Genomic DNA, 19,248 nt, shown 5'->3' with positions numbered 1-19,248 from the left:
CAGTTTTAGCAATGATTAAGTTTTGTAGCCACTGACGGTATGTCTGACATTCACTAGAAGTGTTACAGGGCAAATTTACTAAAGTCTCGCGTTCAGCTTGACTAAATTGATTCCAGTGAAACAGTTTTAGCTTAACACCACAGTTATCAAGCTTCATCCTGACTAACATCGGAATACATTGTAGAGTGTGAACAAAATCTGCTTCAAACTGAAAATAATTTGTTGATTTTGGCTCTTGTGGTTGAGGTTTAATACTTCCCATCAATTTTAATTTTCATCATATTCAATATTCAATCAGCAACACCGATTTAACTTGCCAAAATTTAAATAGTCGATAAAATCAGCAGTATCGCAGATCAATATAGTCAAGTATATATGTAGTTATTTAGTTGCGTACCTTAATTAGGGTGAAATATAGCAACTATTAATATTCACCTATTTATCTAGTTATAAAGTGATTAAATCTCGTCTTCAACCCAGCAAATCAAATACTGTTAAGTCTAAACTTAGATCCTTAAGACAACAGGGCTGGTTTTGGCTCAATCCTTGGCGGCAGCTTGATTGGCTATTACTGTTATCAGTGATCGCGGTAACTGTATTTGGTGGATTTACAATTTATAGTACCGAGTTGGCTGGAAAACATAACTACAGTTACCAACATTGGCTATTTGGCGCAGTGGGATTAATTATTACTTTGGTTGTTGCTCGTTGGCATTATCTAATATTACTGCGTTGGCACTGGTTGATTTATGCTCTAACTAATATTTCTCTAATTGCCGTAATCTTTACAGGAGTATCGGCAAACGGGGCGCAAAGTTGGATTAATGTTGCAGGTTTTAATGTTCAGCCTTCTGAGTTTGCCAAAATTGCGATGGTAATTACTTTAGCAGCTTTATTACATAATCAGGACGGTACGAATTTAAAAACTATCCTGAGAACTTTAGCCATTACGGCTGTTCCTTGGGGTTTAGTATTTATCCAGCCCGATCTAGGAACATCTTTAGTTTTTGGGGCGATCGTCATCACGATGCTGTATTGGGCAAATGCTAAAATAGGCTGGCTGATTTTGCTGGTTTCTCCACTGTTTTCAGCTATCCTTTATAGTCTTTATCTTCCAGGCTGGATCCTTTGGGTTTTACTAGTAATGGCGATCGCCTGGTTAACTTTACCCAACAGAATAATTTCTACCCTTAGTGCTTTAATAATTAATTTAGGGGCGGTGGAGTTAGCTATTGTGTTTTGGAATCTCTTAAAAGATTATCAAAAAGCACGATTAACTCTGTTTCTCGATCCCGAACAAGATCCTTTAGGTGGAGGATATCACTTGATTCAATCACGAATTGCGATCGGTGCGGGTGGATTCTGGGGTAAAGGATGGCACCAAGGGACTCAGACTAAGCTAGATTTTATTCCCGAACAGCATACTGATTTTATTTTTTCTGCCGTTGGCGAGCAATTTGGCTTTATTGGCTGTATCCTTCTTGTGTCATTTTTTTGGCTAATTTGCGTTCGTTTACTTTGGATTGCAGCTACGGCAAAGGATGATTTTGGTTCTTTATTGGCGATCGGAACTCTAGCTATAATTGCCTTTCAGATTGTGATTAACATTAGTATGACGATTGGATTAACACCAATTACTGGTATTCCCCTACCTTGGATGAGCTACGGGAGATCTTTTCTGTTAACAACCTTTATCAGCATCGGTTTGGTTGAGTCTGTCGCTAACCATCGAGAAAAGGTACGTGGCGATCGCGTTTGATCAAGTTTAATCAACAATAAATTTGATTTGGCGATCGCCAGATTACTTGCTTAACTAGCCATAAGACTCGATCTTTTCTTGACCATCAGGCATAGTTGGGGCAAACTTCTTTAAACCTAAATATTGCTGCAAAACATGCCAGACATATAGAGGATTGAGAATAGCATAACGCTGCCAGAGTCTTTTAGGCTCTTGAATGAGACGAAACAGCCATTCTAAACCCGCGTCCTGCATCCATTTTGGTGCTTGAGGTAAAGTTCCTGCATGAAAATCAAAAGCTGCACCAACTGCCAAAATAGGAATGTTGAGTAAATTTCGATATTCATAAGCCCAAGTTTCTTGTCTAGGACAGCCCAAGCCAAGAAACACTGCACTAGCACCAGAAGCCTTAATTCTGGCAACTAACTCTAAACGCTCATCGGTTGAAAGCCTTCTAAACTTAGATTCTTCCATTCCTGCAATCTTAAATCTAGGATAAAGCCGTTGGAGGTTATCAGCGAATTTTGCTAAGGTTTCTTTTTTACTACCGTATAAATAAACGCTTAGTCCTTCTCTTGCCAGAGATTCCGCTACTTTAAGAGTTAAGTTTGGTCCATAAACGCGATCGGGCAACTGCTTTTTATAAATTCCAGATAGCGCCCACCTTACAGGTTGCCCATCAGGAACAACCAGATCAAGACCATTCAAGCGTCTAGCATGGGTACTATCCAGAAAACCAGTCATGACCCCGTGTACTGCTAAAGCACTTACAGCAAATGCCTGCTTATTTTTAGCTGCGTTAGTAATGCTTGATACCGCAGATTCGTAATCGACGGCATTAACGTTAATCCCTAAGATTGAATATTTTCCTAAATTAATCATGTTTCAATTCCATCTTTCTATACCGCTTTCATAAATCTCTGACAAAATTTGCTTGATATCGTATTTAAGTGACCAATCTGGATAGTGAGATTTAAACTTGGATAAGTCGCTAACGTACCAAATGTGATCGCCACTACGATTAATGTCTGTATATGAGTAATCTAATGTTTTGCCCGAAAGTTCCTGAGCAATGGCGATCGCCTCAAGCATTGAACAGTTGCTTTCTCTGCCACCACCAATGTTGTAAACTTCAGCTACGCGAGGATTTTTATAGAACTCATAAAAGGCAGATATTAAATCTGAAGAGTGGATGTTATCGCGAACCTGTTTTCCTTTGTAGCCATAAATAGTGTATGGTTTGCCGATCGCGGTACACTTAACTAAATAGGCTAGAAATCCGTGTAATTCTGTTCCCGAATGATTAGGTCCCGTTAAACAGCCTCCTCTAAACGAAGCAGTGCGAATCCCAAAGTAACGTCCATACTCTTGTACAAGTACATCAGCCGCTACTTTAGAAGCCCCAAACAAAGAATGTTTGCACTGATCGATGCTCATACTTTCTGGTATTCCCTGAGCATATTCATGAGTCGCCTCAATTTCCCAGCGTTTTTCTAATTCTTTTAAAGGCAAAAAGTTAGGTAAATCTCCATAAACCTTGTTAGTAGAAGTAAAGATGAAAACCGCATCTGGACAATATTCGCGAGTCGCCTGAAGCAGATTTAATGTGCCGTTGGCATTAACTGTAAAGTCAGAAAAAGGGTCTTGAGCAGCCCAGTCATGAGATGGTTGAGCTGCTGTATGAATGATTAGGGATATATCATTACCAAAGTGTTGAAATATTTGTTTAATGGCATCGTAATCGCGAATATCTACTTCACGATGCTGATAGTTATTAATTTCTTGTTCTAATTTTTGGCGATTCCACTTGGTTGAAGCTTCTTCTCCAAAGAAAAACTTACGCATATCATTATCTATACCCACAACATCCATTCCCAAGCTACTGAAGAATCTGACGGCTTCTGAGCCGATCAAACCAGCAGAACCAGTAATAATTGCTACACCCATATTTAACTTTAATTCAGCTTTATTTTTTGACTGCTTATTTCTTTCAATTACCCAACTGTTATTTGAATTTTAGAGTTGAAATCTAATAAGTTTCAAATGAGTTATAAGTATTTACTATTAAGTATATTTACCACCAAGTCATTGCCATAATAGCTTGGATTGATAAATATGTCGATAACTAATCGGTAAAAATGCTGAGAAAAAAAGCCACCATAGTTATAGATTTTATTAATCAGCAAATCATCAATTAAAATAGCCCAGAGTGTCAAATAATTAACAGTTTATTTAACCAGGGAGTTAATTTTTTGGATCAGCTCAGGTTAAAAATTAGCTATGAGCTTGATGACAGTAATTATTGAGATAAAATTCTTAAATGTTGACGACAAATAGCATGACTGGGGAAGGATTCACCTATACTCTTCTTAGCTACTTAAAATAGCGCGGTTGTCCAGCTAAACACGGTGGATAGTTCTATATTCTTGATACTCACTGCCAAGACTGCCAGTAATCATGCCAGCTCCCAAAAATGAAGTTTGAATGCCTCTGACGAATATTGCTTTACTACCAAAAGATAGAGCTGCCGTTAATATACCCTGGACTAAGCGAAAAACACCTTTAGCAAATCGCTGAATTCTAGTTCCTATCGAGCGATTTTGAACCAATTCACAAAAGGCGAATCCATTTCCGCGTCGATAAGCTCTTTGCCACAGCCATTTATAATTAGTTCGACTAGCTGGAAGCCATTCTGTGACCAAAGCTTTATCTGCCCAGATAGCCTTGTATCCTTTTTGATAAACCTGCATAAATAGATGAGTATCGTCCGCTCCATTAGAACGAAACTGCTCATCAAAACGAATATGCTGAAACAATTCTGCCTTAGCAAAAAGGTTACTAGTGTAAGCATATCCATAGTTGTGACACAAATTTTGTCCATTGGCTAAATTGCCAGTGCCAAAAAAGCTCTTAAGCCAATCAGCAGGTTGTTTAACAAAATGAGGTGTCACTGGACCCGTCAGAATATCAGCAGAAAACTCCTGTTGAGCTGCCATCAATTCATCTAGCCAGTTTTCAGCAGGCACTTCATCGTCATCCATAATGGCAATAAAATCTACATCATTTTTGGCTAGGTCTACTGAATGATTTCGAGCAAAGGGAATGCCTCTTTGCTGTTCGATCTCGTATACTAGCTGTATTTCATGATGACCCACAAATTCATCGCAAACAGTTCGAGCTGAACCTTCGGCATCATTATCCACAATCACCAGCTTAATATCTGGCGTTGGATTTTTGGTAAATTTTTGTCTTGCCACCCCCTCGAGCAATCTCTTGAGTCCGTCTGGTCGGAAACAGGTAATTACACAAATAGCAATTTTAGTAGGCTGGACATTGTTTAAGGTTTGGATCTCGTTTTCTACAACTCTCATGTATTCTTATGTCTATTGTCCTAAAGAAGGCGTAAGGGCAACAATGCCACTGATGAATTATGAATTAGATTGCAGATTAAGCGATCTACAGTCAATTGGTAGCAAGATAATAGTACTACTTTTATTTTTAAAGTTTTACTTTGCCTCAAAGCTCGTATTTATGTTTAAGCTAATCTTTGATTGCCTAAATTTTCTCGCTTAAATACTGTCATTGTAATTTAACTATATTGTGGTTCATATTTAGGTAAAGATTGTAACTTAGTATCCACTCTGATAATATGCACTTTACAATATATTATTATTTGCGCAACTAAGAGAAAATATGTGGAAATAAATACCCTTATCCTGCAAATTTAATTATTAACTAGATTAATAAAGCTGAAGTGAATGATTAATGAATCAGCTTAGATAATGAGCTATTCTAATGATTGCAATGCTGTTTCTCAATTAACTCTAAAAGTCGAGTAATTTCGTACTGTATTGACGTATTCCATCTTTGACGATGTGTAGTTAGGTTTAATTCTTGAACTGACAAAGAGCGAACAGCCTCCGCAATTGACTCTGCCTGATTGTCAACCAACACCGCCCATTCTCCAAACAGTTTTTCTGTCAGTGAAGTGCGACTAATAATTAGTTGAGTATCAGAAGATAGAGCTTCACAAGCACCACTCGGTTGGGTAGCATCACTAGTAGTTAGCACTAAAGCAGCCAGGCTGGAACACAAAACCTGATGGTAATCTTTGGTTGCCAAAAATCCCGTCAAAGTAACGTTATGCAACTGTTGTAAGCTGCTGGCAGTTGTTGCATCAAGTTTGTTGACATCAGCGGTAATGACAAAATTGTATTCACTGAGTCTTCTCATACTTTCGATCAGCAACTCTACAGGCTCATCCCAAGGATCGAAAGAGGCAATCACCAAAATTTGTTTTGATACGCGTTTGGGAGGAGAAGACGGCGCGATCGCCTTAATGGGATCGCAAATCGTAAACAGTGATGCTGAGGGATACATACCTTTAACTAGCTCAAACATCTCAGTATTGTGGACAATTATCCCCAGAGAATTATTTAAAATAGCTTGGGAAAAAGGCAATTTTTGCCACATCTTTACCTGAAATAAGGGGTTGTGAGCATCAATGAGGTAAGGAGTTTTGGTGATTAATGCGGGTAGGGCGCTAAAAGTGGGTGGACATTGGGCGATCGCAAAATCAGGTTTTATCAGCAGAATATCTTTAATATTGACCACTAGTTTAAATAAATAATCTAAAAGTCGAAGATATTTACTTTTAAACAGATGAGGAAAGAATTTAAGTTCACAATTTAATAGAGAAGCTAGCACTTCTGGTCTTCGCTGATAGTTTTTCCAAACAATAAATAAACCATTAGGTTTATTTTGAGGTGTTGTTTCTAGCATTAATTGAATCGATTAATGGGTTGTTGCTACACAATCTAATCTTCTAAAATATCGTTTTAATGTGTATATATCGATTAAGACATGGTAATAGAAAGCTGTTGAGATAATTCTGACGATGAGACTGATTTTATAAATTTTCCTTGGTTAATTATACGTGTAAATTAACTTCATTTGGTAATTATTTAATGTCATAAATGTTATAAAATCAGCTTAAGCTGATTTTCTAGAATAAAAATAGACAGCGCTCCACAAAATAACCATCAATAAACATTCGGCGATCAGCGTTGCCCAAATAGAACCACGCCAACTATATCGAGGAATCAACAAAAAATTCAGAAAAGCATTAACAATTGCTACTAATACCTGCGATCCACTCCTAACCTTTTGTAAATTTGCTCCTGTCAAAGTATCGGCTGCAAATATGTACATCGTCCTAAAGAAAATTGTGGGAGAGAGCCACAATAAAGCAGTTGCTGAATCGGCATATTCAGAACCCAAAATTAACGGTACAAAAGGGGCAAAAATCGCCAGTCCGACAACAGCTATGAGGGAATAGCCTAAAGACATTGGGAGCAATTTCTTGCATAGTGCAAAACTACCTTTTATTCCTGAAACTCCCTGCTGAAAAAAGTTTCTAAACGAAGCCATTGCCAAGGACAAAATCGGTGTAAAGGAGACACTTAAAATGTGGTAGGCAGCCCCATAAATCCCAGCAGATTCTAGGGTTGATAACTTAGCCAGCATGGATTTATCAATATCGTTATAAATAGTTTGAGCTGAAATTCCCACTGCGAAGGAAAAACCCAACTTGAGGTCTTTTTTGATTTTTGAGAAGATAAACTGAGGATAGTCTATCTGCTTCACTAGTAAATAAGTTGAGATAACCGCAGAACAAAAGGTGGCAAAACAGTAAATATTTGTCCAGGCTAAAAGACTGGGGTGGTCAAATAAGGCAATTAAAACTAAAACACCAACAAATCTGTTTAATGACAGCAGAAACATAATTTTTGCTGTATAGCCGAGCATCCCGACGCCGACAAAACTGTCTCGAACTAAATCGTTTAATCTTAAAAAGATTAAATTAGCCAAAGCAACAACGAAGACAATCTCAAGAGAAATTCCAGGTATAGGAAAAAAACTATAACCTATTAAAATTAAACTTATAAATATTGAACCAAAAACAAGCGTTTTTAAAATTCCTGTCCCCCACGCTTCGCGAAATGCACTTCTTTGCCGAGAAACATTTTGAATTATGATCTGTTCGCTACCCCAGCTAGCAAAAGGTATGAACACAGAAACTATAGCAACTATTCCGACATAAGCCCCATATTTTTCGGGAGCAAAGGTACGGGCTAAAATTATAAAGTAAATCCCCTGAACGATTAACTGTAAAATGAAAGATTGAAAAAGTGCCAATGAATCTTTAAATCTTCCACTGTTAACTAGTTGCTGAATTTTTGCTAAGGCTTTTTTTTTTGGCATCAATTAATTTAAAGACTTGATTTTCGAGGTTGTTTTCATGGAGTAGATTGCTGCTAAAGATATAATCCAGAGCGTGCTTTGGCTCAAGAAAGATACTTCGGTGAGGTTAAAAAATATAGTATAGAGTAAAAGCAAGAGAATCCAGAGCATTTTCAGGTCTTTAAACAATAAATATTTAAATAGTGAATTAAAAATACAGCCAAAATAGTTAATGCTAAACACAGCTAGCCCAATTAAGCCTATATCTAACCAAATTTCAATAAAGCCGTTATGTGCATGTGGAGGAATCCAAGTATGAACTTTCCAAATTATATCTGTTTCTCTGTGTGAGCCAGAAAAAAATGCACCATATCCATAACCAAACCAGGGCTGTTGCTGGATAAAACCCCAGAGATCTGCCCACAAAGGAGTTCTGCCTGTAAGAGTAATATCGCGATCGTAGACATTTAAGATCGTATTAAAATTAATCATAATCAGGAATAGAGATACCACAATTAGGATTAACAAGAGCAACAGGGCGAATACTCTCTTTTTTGATCTAAAAGAAATCAGTTTTAGTCCTTGGGCTGTCGTAAAAATAAACATCACGCTAATCAAAGATGTTGCCGAGTGAGCGAATAAAATGATCAGGACCGAAAGTAAGCAACAAATTTTAAATAGTGTTCGATATTGCTTGGTCGAAATAGATAGAAAGTAAAAAGTGAGAAAACTCATAACCATAGCTTCTCCCAAACCATTTTTATGCGGATAAATGCCCCGCCAATCACCAGAAGGCATTATTCCATAAGTGGGAATGATTAAAGCAAACAGAAAACTACAGAACAAACCTATCCCAAAGCTCCAACTGTAGATTTTTAACTGCTCTTCAAAGGTGTATCTTGACCCTAAATACAGGGCAAATGCGCTAGTACCGATTAGAGAGATCGCTTTTCTTAGGCTGATATCAGGAATTGAAGACTTGGAAATCGAAAATATTACTAGTCCAAGCAAAAACAGCAGCCACCAATTGGTCTTGAGAAATGCGACTGTTCTTGGCAAGCGAAAGCCTAACAAGGCAAAGGTAATGAGATAAATTAAGATAAAAGCAAAGCGTAGCACCGCACTATCTATATCTCCTTCTTTTCCACCAATTGATGCCCCTAAAATCAGGCTATAAAATCCTTGGGAAAATAACAGCAAAGAAGCCACTGCAAACGCATTTTCCCAAGGACGAATTGATAATTTCATGCTTCTCTTAATTTAAGAATAACAACGCCTTTGCTGTTTATGGTTCAAAGTAGGCAAACTAAGTCAAGATTTAATTAAATAAAATATAGTTATCTAACTACTTTAACTACTTTTTATTAGCATAATAGTGACTGCTGTAATGATAAGGCTCTTGCTTCATATCAGCTCCATTGACAATTACGCCTAAAACTTTTAGCCCAGTACTGTCAAGCATCTTTTTGGCGGCGCTAGCACTGTTATAGTCTGCTACTCCTGGGCGAACTACAAACAAAAAACCATCGACAACCTTGCCAATGATTCTGGTGTCAGCAATGCCAAGGATTGGCGGAGTATCAAAAATAACCTGATCGTATTTGAGAGCTACTTCAGCGATGAAATTGAGAAAAGAAGGTGAATCGATCAGTGCTATGGGATTATTTGGCATTGAACCAGAAGTCAAAACATCAAGATTAGGCATCACGTTTTGAACTGTTTCTGACCAGGATACTTTTCCTGATAAAACTTCACTTAAACCAATCTGGTTAGAAATTTCCCAAATATGATGCTGAGTGGGACGACGCATATCTGCATCAATTAACAAAATACGCTGACTACACTGCGATCGCGCTACGGCCAGATTGGCTGATACCGAAGATTTTCCTTCTTGCGGTACTGAACTAGTGATCGCAATCACTTTTTTCTTGGCGTCAGCATCGAGCAGATTTAGATTAACCTGAATATTTTGGTATGCTTCTTTTAGAGGCATCATTGATACTTCGCTGACAATCTGTTCAGGCAGATTTGCCTTTTCGCTCCCAGGAAGCTGAAACTGTTGGTTATTTCCACCCAAACTAAGATCTGGTACCACCCCGTGAAGGGGATAGGCAAACATGTTTTCTACTTCTTGAGTATTTTTGATGGTGTTGTCTTTGAGATCTAAAAGAAAAGCTAAAGCCGTACCAAAAAGCAGCCCCATCATTGCTCCTGCTGCGACAATTACTTTAGCATCAGGATTAACGGGATCTTCTGCCAGAGCTGCTACCGAAATCACTCGAACTTTATCAACTTTGTAATCTTGACGAATACTAATCTCATTAGCCTTACTTAAAAGAGTCTGATAATTCTCGGTTACAGACTTGAGCTTGCGCTCTAGTTGTCGTTGTTGCTCTTCTAATTGAGGAGAAAGATTTGACCTTTTTTGATAGTTGTTGTAAGAATTTTTTAGGGATGCTAATCTCTGCTCTAAACCTTCTTTTCGTAACCCGAGATCGGCAAACTCGGTCAGCTGCCCCTGCTTTAATTCTCCTAATCTGAGAATATTAATTTGCCCTGCTAGTCCTTGTTGTTGAGGACCCAAAGTGCCAGCTACTTCTTGCCTTAACAAGTCTTCTAAATCTGCTTGTTCCTCTTTCAGACTAATAATTTGGGGAGAACTGTCGGATAAAACATTACTTTTTTGAGCAAGCTCTACCTTAATTTTTTGGAGTTGAGCTAATGTTTCTTGTAGACTGATCGATTGGCTCAAAGAGCTGATTGCTGAAGCCTCTTGCCAACTTACTCCTAATTGACTCTGCAATCTATTATAACGGGCATTAACGTCGTTTAAATCGGCGCTTACCTGATTAATTTGATTTTCTACTTGAGCAACTGAATCAATATCGGCGGTAATTTGCCCTTGAAGATCAGAAATACCATTGCGATTTTTAAAGTTGCGCAGATTTGCTTCGGCATTTTCCACCTCAGTCTCTAATTTTGGTAACTGCTGCTTGATAAAATCTCCGTCTTTGAGCGCTGCTTCACTATTAAATAGAGCATAACCATCAGAGTAAAGTTCTACTGCCCGATTAACAAAAGAAACAGCTACGTCAGGATCAGAATTTTCATAGGATATTTGTAATAAATCAGTACCGATAACAGGTTCAACCTTGAGCGCTTTTTTGACAGTTTTATAGGTCAAAGGCTCACCTTTTTCTGATTTAAGGTCGAGTTCTTGAATTACTTTTTCAACAATAGTTCTTGAACCGAGGATCTCAGCTTCAGTTTCAATCGGATCTTTTTCTAAAACGGTTTTTTTAACTTCAGGATTACCATCCTCAATACCGATACGGCGTGAGGTTTGCTCTGGCTCAATGAGCAATCTCGCTTCAGCTTGATAAATATTTTTTGATGCTAAAGCTGCAATTAATGAAAGAGCAAGAACCCCAGCAAAAGTTGCGCTGGCTGGAATCCAGTGTCGTCTGACTACCTGCCAGTAACGACTAAAATCTATATGCTCGCCAATTGGTAAGTTAGAATCCATAAATTTCAATTTGATGAATTTACTGTATTAATTTTATTTATGTTAGAAAATTAAGCGATCGCCAGCCGAAGACTGTAGAGTTCGCAATTATTAATATGCACCTTTAGCTTGAAAGACAACCTGAACAGTCTGGAGTAAAATTTTAAAATCAAGCCCTAAAGACCAGTTTTCAATATATTCAAAGTCCAGATCAAACACCCCATCAGAACCAGTATCAGAGCGGCCGCTAACCTGCCACAATCCAGTAATTCCTGGCAAGACCTCTTGTCGGAAAAAGTGGTCTTGAGAGAATTTGGCTACATCTCTAACAGGCAATGGTCTTGGCCCAACTAAACTCATTTCTCCTCGCAAGACATTGAATAGTTGAGGTAGTTCATCAAGACTATAGCGACGCAGGTATTTACCAATCCGAGTAATACGCGGATCATCTTTTATTTTAAATAAAATTCCTCCCTGGATCTCGTTTTGTGCCTCAAGTTTTTGCTGTAGTTCACTAGCATTTTCTACCATGGTACGAAACTTACAGATCTTAAAGTGATTTCCTTTGAGACCAACTCGCGTCTGTCGATATAAAATCGCCCCTGGTGAATCTAATTTAATTAATAGGGCAATTACCAACAAGGGTAAGCCGATTATTGCCAACAATAGAGAAGACACCAAAATATCAAAAACTCGCTTGCTGAAAAAGTCAATCCCAACAATTGCTGATTGAGCAAACCTAATCGTTGGTACGCCAATAATTGTGGCAATTTCCGCCTGTCTTGCGGGCAATTTGATGTTGATTGGCAAAATTCTCCAGTTAACACCAATTGTTCTTAATTTCCAGTACAGACTAGCTGCTCCTTTAACTGCTTCCCAAGAACAGATAAACACTTCGTCTAACTCTTTATAGTTAATTTTATCAAGAGCATGGTGAAGTGCTTCATCGTGGTGAAATTTGGAAAGATCTAGCTGTCCCGCAATTAGATAGACCTCACTACTTTCTAGTAAGGTTTTTGAACTCTTCAATTCTTCTGGATTACCAATTAAAAGAATTCTTTGTTTTAAAGGATAGTATTTTTGGCGGACATAAGACCATGTCCAATTTAAAGTTAAACGCTGTACAGTAACCAATGAAAGAGTTATTATACCAGCCATCAATAATTGATAAAGAACTGATGGTTCATAAAATCTTAGCACCATTGGTATAACTGCTATGTGAGCCAAAAAAACCGCTATGATTGGATTAGAAAGATTTCGGCTTTTATTGCCCTTACGGTACAAATCGTAAGCAGAAAAGAGAAAGATCACGAATCCTAATACAGTCAAAAATAGACTAAGTATTGCTGGATCTTGTTGCAGAAAATACAAATTCAAGTGCTGCCCACGATGGTTAAGATGGTCAAACGCGACCAGCCATCCTAAGTATAGAGCCAAAGTATCTAGCACAAATAAAATGACTATTTTCAGTCTGTAGGAAATTTCTTTTTCAGCTAATTTTAAATATCCAGGTGAACGAAGATCTCTATTTTCTATAATCTGATCGTCTAAATAATCTTTTTTATTGATCGCGTAGTCTGGAGTACTAGAGAATTTGTCTAACATAACTTGCTTTTGAATTGGTCTTAAAGTTCTGAGTCAGATCGATCAAGTAATAGCAATACGAACTCTTACCTAAACTACATCCTAAAACTACTTAAGTATTTCACTAGCGATTTAACAGCAGTTTTTTTAAGATAATCAAACTTTAAAAAATATTAATATTAGTATATACATGAACAGAATAAGTATATTCATTTAAGAGAAAATACTTAGGTCACAGATTAATGTATAACCTACTGCTAATCGCGCTGTCAATGCCCCAAATAGAATGACTCTAACAATTTACAGTAACTTCATTTAAATACAGAAAAAAGTGAAAAACTCTAGTAGAAAATATCTAGCTAAAAAATATCTTTTCGACGCAGCACAATTAAAGCAATAGTGCTGTAAATCAAAGTATGAACTATTAAAATCCCCCAATTAAGCATCAGATTTGACCAGGTAGGTTCATAAACTGAAGAGGGTTGAAAGATATCATTCAGTACTTCTGCACTCAAAATAGGGTTGGGTTGAGGAGCCATGGCATTAACATCAGTCAAAGCACCATAAGCGCCAATTGACCATCGACTAAGCATTAGCCAAGAAAGCTTACTTGACCATCCTTGAAGAGTAAATAAAACTCCAGAAAAGATAATTTGGGGAATCATTACTAGAGGTAAAATTCCGTTACCTTCGTTCTCAGTTTTGACAAATGCTGATAGCATCAAACTTAAGCTAGTACTAGCGAGTAAAGTTAAAAAAGTAGTGATAGCAAATCCTAGTGACCAAGGAATTAATTTTGATTGAGGGTCTTGAAAAATCAGCAAGACCACAGCAGTAATAAGTAAGGTTTGAACTAAAGCCAGTCCACCGCGAATCATTAGCTTGGAGCTTAAATAGGGGATCAGACGTAAATTAAGTAACCGTTCACGAAAATAAATCGCTGCTTCTTGGACTATTTCTCGAATAGCATTGGCTAAACCAATCCAAATAGCGATTGAACTAAAAATAAATAATAGACGTAGCGCTAGAGACGCTTGGGTAATGCTTGGGGGATCGGCAAAGCTGAGAGGTTGTTCGTTACGCAGAGGTAAGCCAGTAAGAGCAATAGTAATTGGGCCTGCTAACAAAGTTAAAATTAGGCTGGTGCGGTCTCGACTAACTAGCTTCCAATAACGTCGGCATAACAAAGATAGTTGGGCAAACAGAGAGATTCCTTGTTGAGAACTATTAAACTTAGCAGCCTGTTGGTTTTCTTTGCCTGGACTTAGAGAATTTTGGACATATGACCTATATTCGGGAGAATTAAGATATTTTTGTGACCAATAGCGTACCCGTTCGGCGATCGCTAGTTTATTTTTACCTTTATTTAACTCAATGTAAATATCGGCAAAATCACCAAAATGCTCGTCTTCAAAATTTCCGCAGTTACGCTGAAAAAATGCGAGGGCTTCTTTTGGGGGGCCATAGTAACAAAGGTTGCCCCCTAATCCCATAAAGGCAATGCGATCGCAAATACCAATATTATCGGTAGCGTGGGTCACTAAAGCAATAGTTCTGCCTCGGTCTGCTTGCTCTCGTAAAAGCTGCATCATTTCTTTGTCTAAACCAGGATCTAGTCCTGAAGTTGGTTCGTCTAAAAAAAATAGCTTAGGATCTGCTAGTAGTTCGACCCCAATACTAACTCGCTTGCGTTGACCACCACTGAGTTTAGATACTAGGGTATTCTGCACGTGGGAAAGCTTAATCTGTTCTAAAGTACTGCTAATCACCTGATTGATATTGGTGTCTGGGGGTAGCCGTAGCTGACAGGCACAGCGCAATACCTCCTCGACGGTTAAAGCGCTATGAATTATGTCGTCTTGAGGAACATAGCCCACCTGAGAACGATAAACAGCCCAATTTTTGCGGAGATTATCACCGTTTAAATAGACATTGCCTGAAGATATGGGTGCAATGCCTAATAACGCCTTCATTAGGGTAGATTTACCCGCACCACTCCCTCCAACAAAAGCAACTAGCTGTCCTGGTTCTAGAACTAAATAAACATCATTGAGGATGGTGAAAGTTTCCCCCTTTTTATCTTGTACCTGAAAAGTTAGCTTGTGAGCATCAAGACGAATTTGATTAGTAGCATTGGTTAACTCTAATGCTTCCCCTGTAAACAGTAAGACATAAGGTCCAATCTGGATCGTATCTCCTTTGTTGAGATGGTAGGGCTTAGTTAAACGCTCTGCGTTAACAAAAGTACCATTGCTGCTGCGATCCTGTAAGGTATAGCCCCCTTTTCCATCGGGGTTAATTATGGCATGGAGACGAGAAACCGTGGGGGCATCTAATTCAATTGCTGAAGTACTGTTAGGCGATCGCCCTAATTCTACTGGCCATTTTTGTAACCCCTTGAGAACAAGGCGACGTACCTTAGGGATACTCATTTCTCCTTGCTGAGGATTGTAGTAAGTAAGAATTATTTGCTGGCGGGGATCTAGACCAATATGCAGTTGCTCTCCGCTTTTAAGCAGATGTCCTTGGGTTAAATTAATCCGAGACTGGTGGAGAAAAATACCGTTGCCACTAGGCTTTTGCTCATGGCGATCGCCATCATAAATCCGAAAGTTGTTGCCCTCTTTTTCGATAATTGCCTGTTTGCGGGACACTATATTCCATTCACTGGGAGTTAGCATATTCGCCCAGCTAGGATCTCTACCCAAGTAGTTAAGCTCATGACTTAGACGGAGAATTTTTTTTTGACCTTGGTTATCAAGTTCAATATAGGGTTCAGTCTCAACGTTGAGCAGTACTGTCTCCGTGGAATAATTATTAGTCATGATGTCTAATATTTATATTTATCTAAAAACACGATGGGGAACTAAACCTAGTTTTATAATATATACGTCTTACGCTAATTAATATTGCTAGGAAGAATATAATCTCGAAATATCGAAACTCTCAACAAATCAAACTACTTTAAGTACTTATCTCGTATTTTGAGTAAACTAGCTCTGGTGAGACTGTTGAATTCATGCTGGTACAACTATTACATTTATCTTTTAATCGATTAATGCTCCCTCGCCAAGACACAGTTGAAATCTTTTCTACTTTTATTCAATTTGACAACGATCGCTTTGCTGGTTGGGCAACAGATACTCGTCTGCGTCGGAGTATGAGGCAATCTTTAAGTACAATAACAACGGTTAATTCAGCTAGTTTTTGGGCTTTATATTGGCATCAGATCTGGCAACATCAGCCTACGGGGTTGGCAAGAGAACATTTGACTGCTTATTTACAAGAAGTTTGCTTTTGGTCGGCAACAAAAACTATTACTGGTTTTAGCAGCAGTCAATATAGTGTTGCTGATTGCTTTCAAGTCGCGATCGCTCGCATCGATAAGGTTCTCAAAGGGTTTGACCGCGAACGAGGATTTAACTTAAAAAGCTATGCCAGCATTACTTGTGCCAATCTAATTCGCGAACTGCTGCGTCAGCAAAAAGAAATTGATATTTGTTCAGATTGGTCTTTATTACGTAAACTGAGCCAAAAAAGAATGATTGAGGCTTTAGCTAACGCAGGACTAGATCGAGAAACAATTGAACAATATGTTTTAGCTTGGAATTGTCTTAAAACTATCTATGTTCCCGAACGAGCCTCTTCCACTCGCCAGCTACCAAAACCACAACCAGAAACCTGGTTGGCGATCGCTAATCTTTATAATCAAGAACGTCATCTTCAGTTGTCATCCCAGGAAGCTGTTACCTGTGAACATCTAGAAAAATGGCTGTTGATCTGCGTTAAAGCGGTGCGTTCTTATCTCTTTCCTAATGTCGCTTCGATTAATCAGCCTAAGCCTGGTTATGAGACAGGAGAAATTATTGATTCTCTAGTGGGAGTGGATCAATCACCCTTAGTAGACATGATTGCTCAAGAGGAAATCGAGCAGCGGAGTCAACAACATACCGACATTAATCAGTTTTTGACCGCCATCATCAAACAGCTTAAACCAGAAGAGCAAAAATTACTGGAATTTTATTATGCTTTGGGTTTAAAACAGGCAGAGATTGCTCAAGAATTAAACACCAAGCAATACAGCATTTCTCGTCAATTATCTAGGGTAAGAAAAGAACTGCTGCTGGCTTTGGCCCAGTGGAGTCAATCAACTATGCATATTTCTTTAACCTCCGACATACTCGACAATATCAGTTCTCTATTAGAAGAATGGTTAGCTAGCTACTATGACAGCAATTAAATAAAAAATTAGAAAATCTATATTTTGAGGATTTGCGCCGATGATTACCACCAACTCAACTATATTTAATGCCACAGATTTAGTTCTCGAAATAGACCAAGCTACTATTGAACGCGTTTGGTTACTCAGCCAAACTGCAAGCAACCCTTCTAGCCGTTGGCAGAACTATCTCAATCAAGTTGCGTTGGCGGTTTTTTTACCCTGGTTACAGGCTGAAGAAGATGCTACGGCTAAGACACAGTGGCAACAGGAGCAACAAAATGCTGTTTGGGAAGTAGTTAACGGTACAGCGATCGCCATTAACAATGCTAACTTGGTTTTAATTCCTAGTGAAGCCGACGACTTAGAAGAGCTTAGAGTTCCTCAAGAATGGATCGACCTGCCAAATTGGAAAGCAGACTATTATTTAGCAGTACAGGTAAATGTTGATGATGCTTATGTTCGAGTTTGGGGTTACGCTACTCATCAACAGCTAAAACAAGGAAGTTTTAATCACAGCGATCGCACCTATAGCCTCACGGATGAAGAACTGATCGGCGATCTTAACGCTTTGTGGGTTGCCAGGGCATTATGTCCCAACGAAGCTACTCAAGCCGTAATTGAACCTCTTAAAGAACTGAGTCCTGTCCAAGCAAACAACTTAATTGAGCGTTTGGGTAATCCCGCCCAGCTTTTACCTCGACTAGCAGTTCCCTTTGCTACCTGGGGTGCATTGCTCCAAAATCCCTCTTGGTGTCGTCGTCTGGTGGCGACTCGCCGTGGTCTACCCACAACAACCCCTATTTTGCATTGGCTTAAGCAGGGTTTGAGTGACCTTTCGACAGAATTTGGCTGGCGACAGATTGAAGTAACTTTACGTGCTGAAGGGGCAAAAGCTGCTACTAGTGATGCTGTTATTCCTGCTGTTGGTTTAGCCAAAAAATTAGCGATCGCCAATCAACCTTATGAATTAAAAATTCTCCCCCTGCCAGAAGTAGGTGCTTGGCGCTTTGAATTATGCTGTCTTACTCCTGGCTGTATGATACCCGCTGGGTTTAAGCTCAAATTACTTACTTGCGAACTGCAAGATTTTGACGGTAACGAAGATCAAGCAACAGAAGCAGTTGCCCAACTTGCTTTAGAAGTCGATCTCGATCCAGGAGAATCACTATTATGGCAAGTCGAACCAACTCCCGATAACTATCAACAGGAAATATTGCAGTTTTAATCGACTTTTTGCCAAGTCAGAAATTAAAATCTAGCATCGGCAAAGTTTATTTATGTAAGAGGTCTAACATATGGGAAAAATATTCACTGAAATTGACCATAACTTACAATCTTGGCTTAGCCAACAGCAAATCTTTTTTGTTGCTACTGCCCCTTTATCTGCTGACGGCCATATTAATTGCTCTCCAAAGGGTGCTGATTCTTTTCGCGTAATTAATCCAAAGACAGTAGCCTATCAAGATTTAACGGGAAGCGGGATCGAAACTATTGCTCATCTTCAAGAAAATAGCAGAATTGTGATTATGTTTTGTGCTTTTACAGGCGCTCCTCAAATTGTTCGTCTACACGGTAAAGGTACTCCTGTTTTTCAGGATAATACCGATTACCCAGCAATAGCAAAACTCTTTCAACCTCATCCAGGGGAAAGAGCCATAATTAAAATAGATGTACAAAGAATTTCTACTTCTTGTGGCTATTCCGTACCGCTATATGATTATATAGATGACCGTGATGTTTTAGATAAATGGACAGAAAAGAAAAGTCCAGAAGAATTAGCTGTTTATAGACAAAAGAAGAATCAGTTAAGTATTGATGGTTTACCTGGATTATTGTCTTGAGTGAATAGCGTGCAATAGCAATTTGAATTTAGCTCTATTTGTCTTACTCGAACTTAAAGCCAGTTTTAATTGATATGATCTGTATATAAAGATATGTAAAGATCGAAATATAGCA

Annotated in this window: 14 protein-coding genes; 4 read left to right on the top strand and 10 right to left on the bottom strand. The window is 38.5% G+C overall.

All coding sequences use genetic code 11. From position 1 onward, the window contains the following. The coding region (locus C7B62_RS13345; protein ID WP_233219949.1) for a nitrate reductase associated protein at positions 1-262 on the bottom strand (262 nt) is incomplete at its 3' end. A 192-nt stretch (positions 263-454) separates the two neighbouring features. Between C7B62_RS13345 and rodA the strand changes: the two genes are divergently transcribed. Further along, positions 455-1,759 (top strand): rod shape-determining protein RodA, encoded by a 1,305-nt coding sequence (gene rodA, locus C7B62_RS13340; RefSeq protein WP_199194185.1) that lies wholly within the window; start codon positions 455-457, stop codon positions 1,757-1,759. Between the two features lie 54 nt (positions 1,760-1,813). Here rodA and C7B62_RS13335 read toward each other — a convergent pair whose 3' ends face one another. From C7B62_RS13335 to C7B62_RS13295, 9 genes are all read right to left on the bottom strand, one after another. Then, positions 1,814-2,620, bottom strand: coding sequence for a WecB/TagA/CpsF family glycosyltransferase (locus C7B62_RS13335; protein ID WP_106236929.1), 807 nt, complete (start codon positions 2,618-2,620; stop codon positions 1,814-1,816). Positions 2,621-2,623: 3 nt separating this feature from the next. Next, entirely contained in the window at positions 2,624-3,685 is a 1,062-nt protein-coding gene (locus C7B62_RS13330) for an NAD-dependent epimerase/dehydratase family protein (protein WP_106236926.1), read from the bottom strand. Positions 3,686-4,137: 452 nt separating this feature from the next. Further along, positions 4,138-5,109 (bottom strand): glycosyltransferase family 2 protein, encoded by a 972-nt coding sequence (locus C7B62_RS13325; RefSeq protein WP_106236923.1) that lies wholly within the window; start codon positions 5,107-5,109, stop codon positions 4,138-4,140. Positions 5,110-5,530: 421 nt separating this feature from the next. Continuing rightward, complete coding sequence (locus C7B62_RS13320) at positions 5,531-6,520, bottom strand: glycosyltransferase (RefSeq protein ID WP_106236920.1); 990 nt, start codon at positions 6,518-6,520, stop codon at positions 5,531-5,533. Between the two features lie 210 nt (positions 6,521-6,730). Next, the gene (locus C7B62_RS13315) at positions 6,731-8,002 is read right to left on the bottom strand and encodes an oligosaccharide flippase family protein (RefSeq protein ID WP_106236918.1); all 1,272 of its coding nucleotides are present in this window, start codon (positions 8,000-8,002) and stop codon (positions 6,731-6,733) included. A gap of 3 nt (positions 8,003-8,005) precedes the next feature. Continuing rightward, positions 8,006-9,229, bottom strand: coding sequence for an O-antigen ligase (locus C7B62_RS13310; RefSeq protein ID WP_106236916.1), 1,224 nt, complete (start codon positions 9,227-9,229; stop codon positions 8,006-8,008). 106 nt (positions 9,230-9,335) lie between these two features. Next, positions 9,336-11,507: a polysaccharide biosynthesis tyrosine autokinase gene (locus C7B62_RS13305; RefSeq protein ID WP_106236913.1), complete on the bottom strand. Its 2,172-nt coding sequence runs from the start codon at positions 11,505-11,507 to the stop codon at positions 9,336-9,338. Positions 11,508-11,597: 90 nt separating this feature from the next. Beyond that, on the bottom strand, positions 11,598-13,091 hold the full coding sequence (locus C7B62_RS13300; protein WP_106236910.1) for a sugar transferase: 1,494 nt from the start codon (positions 13,089-13,091) through the stop codon (positions 11,598-11,600). A 338-nt stretch (positions 13,092-13,429) separates the two neighbouring features. Beyond that, positions 13,430-15,895, bottom strand: coding sequence for an ATP-binding cassette domain-containing protein (locus C7B62_RS13295; protein ID WP_106236908.1), 2,466 nt, complete (start codon positions 15,893-15,895; stop codon positions 13,430-13,432). Positions 15,896-16,089: 194 nt separating this feature from the next. Here C7B62_RS13295 and C7B62_RS13290 point away from each other — a divergent pair, with 194 nt between their 5' ends. The 3 genes from C7B62_RS13290 (at position 16,090) to C7B62_RS13280 (ending at position 19,133) form a co-directional block, all read left to right on the top strand. Further along, positions 16,090-17,310, top strand: coding sequence for a sigma-70 family RNA polymerase sigma factor (locus tag C7B62_RS13290; protein ID WP_233219948.1), 1,221 nt, complete (start codon positions 16,090-16,092; stop codon positions 17,308-17,310). A 40-nt stretch (positions 17,311-17,350) separates the two neighbouring features. Continuing rightward, positions 17,351-18,517, top strand: a complete 1,167-nt coding sequence (locus C7B62_RS13285) for a DUF1822 family protein (protein ID WP_106236905.1) — start codon at positions 17,351-17,353, stop codon at positions 18,515-18,517. Positions 18,518-18,587: 70 nt separating this feature from the next. Continuing rightward, the gene (locus C7B62_RS13280) at positions 18,588-19,133 is read left to right on the top strand and encodes a pyridoxamine 5'-phosphate oxidase family protein (RefSeq protein ID WP_106236903.1); all 546 of its coding nucleotides are present in this window, start codon (positions 18,588-18,590) and stop codon (positions 19,131-19,133) included. Positions 19,134-19,248: the final 115 nt, after the last annotated feature.

The organism is Pleurocapsa sp. CCALA 161 (assembly GCF_003003995.1).
Classification (GTDB): Bacteria; Cyanobacteriota; Cyanobacteriia; order Cyanobacteriales; family Xenococcaceae; genus Waterburya.
Note: the sequence above shows the minus strand (reverse complement) of the source record. Positions and strands in the feature narration are given on the sequence as shown.